We start from the raw sequence: 1,639 nt of genomic DNA, 5'->3' as shown, positions 1-1,639 counted from the left end.
GCTCAGAGCGAACCGTCGGCGGCGGCCTTCATGTAGGTCTCGGTGAAGCGCAGCTTGACGTTGCCGCTATCGCCGAGGATCTTGCCGTCCGGCATTTCGATGCCAATGACGTCGGCGGACGGCGCGCCATTGCCGAGCAGGCCTTTTTCGAACAGGAAGTTGCGGACGAGATCCATTGTCTTCGGCAGGCTGCCCGAGGCAGTGAAGGCAACGGCATCGGCCGGCTTGGCAAACAGCTTGGTGGCGGCAAGCTGGGATTCGAAGCCCTTGAGATCGGTACCCGATGCCTGGCCCATCGCCTCGCGTGCAGCCTTGCCGTCGGCACTGTCGGCAGTCAGCAATGCTGCGGTTTCATACCAGATGCCGGCGAGCGCCTTGCCGAAATTCGGATTGTCCTTCAGCACGCCTGAATTGGCGACCATCAGGTCGATAATCTCGCCCGGCACTTGCGAGCTGTCGAAGACCTTCTTGGCCGTGGGATCCTCGAGGATGGTCGAGACCAGCGGGTTCCAGGTGACGACCGCGGTCACGTCAGCCGTCTTGTAGGCGGCGACCATATCGGCGTCGGAGGTGTTGACCACTTTCACATCGCGCTCGGTCAGCTTGATGCTTTCGAGCGCGCGGGCGAGCAGGTAGTGCGAGACGGAAAATTCGACGAGATTGACGTTCTGTGCCTTGATGTCGGCAAGGCTCGCTTTGTCCTTGAGGATGACGGCATCATTGCCGTTCGAGAAGTCGCCGACAATCACGGCTGTGGTATCGACGCCGCCGGCAGCCGGGATCGACAGGCCGTCCATATTGGTCAGCGTCACGGCATCGAAGGCGCCGGCGGTATACTGGTTCATCGATTCGACGTAGTCGTTGAACTGGGTCACCTCGATCTTGATGCCGTATTTGTCGGCCCATTTCTTGACGATACCGTGATCGGCGGCGTAGCCCCAGGGCATCCAGCCGACATAGATCGACCAGGCGACCTTGAAGTCGGTCTTCTGTTCGGCCTTCGCGATGGAGCCGAGTCCCAGCGCCAGGGACGCCGTCAGCGCGGCAATTGATAGAATCTTCGAAAAAGTCTGCATTGAAATTCCCCTTTTGCTTTTCTTCAAAAGGGATCGGCAATGACCATCGTGCCGCCAATCCCTTGGCTTACGAGGTCTCCCGGGCTTTTGTCCCGCCGTGCACCCGGCGGGATGTCTCCCCTGCCGGTGGTAGCTCTCGGACCAGCCACGCCTTGCGACGCCGGAACCCTAGCCACCAACTCTGCAACTATCGAAGCAAAGTGTGTGCCAATTTATAAATCATTGATTTTATTGAGAGTGCGATGGCACCAATTTCCTGGCAAATGCAATAGTGCATGCACTTGCACAGAAAATGTGCGTATTCTGCCGTCACCTTAGGCGTTGGTTCTTTTTTGCCCAGTGAAAGACAAGTCGCAGGCAGACGCACAGAACGCCGAATTGTGGCTTCCCTGAGCTAGTTCCGGAAAGCGCCGGCCGGAACCGTCGTCACCAGCCGGATATCACGGCGGAAGTCCGATGGTGACATGCCGGCGATGTGGCGGAAGGATTTGTTGAAGGCGCTGATCGAGCCGAAGCCGCTGTCCATCGCCACCTGCAGCACGTTGGCGCCCTCGCTCATCAGC

The 1,639-nt window shown here is 58.9% G+C and carries 2 protein-coding genes and 1 riboswitch; both genes read right to left on the bottom strand.

Features of this window, described 5'->3' with window-relative positions; genetic code table 11:
- Nucleotides 1–2: 2 nt before the first annotated feature.
- Nucleotides 3–1,076, bottom strand: a complete 1,074-nt coding sequence (locus AC1D1Z_RS37190; RefSeq protein WP_018247021.1) for a putative urea ABC transporter substrate-binding protein — start codon at nt 1,074–1,076, stop codon at nt 3–5.
- A 74-nt stretch (nt 1,077–1,150) separates the two neighbouring features.
- Nucleotides 1,151–1,259: riboswitch (guanidine-I (ykkC/yxkD leader) on the bottom strand.
- 211 nt (nt 1,260–1,470) lie between these two features.
- Nucleotides 1,471–1,639 (bottom strand): helix-turn-helix domain-containing protein (locus AC1D1Z_RS37185; protein WP_477853821.1); only part of this gene is annotated, 169 nt, incomplete at its 5' end.

The sequence above is a fragment of the Rhizobium sp. P1_E1 genome, from assembly GCF_056406015.1.
The sequence above is the reverse complement of the archived record's forward strand: the minus strand, read 5'-3'. Positions and strand labels throughout refer to the sequence as shown.

Excerpts from the sequence above, each read along its gene's own strand:
- AC1D1Z_RS37190 (WP_018247021.1), bottom strand. The coding sequence starts at position 1,076 with ATGCAGACTTTTTCGAAGATTCTATCAATTGCCGCGCTGACGGCGTCC.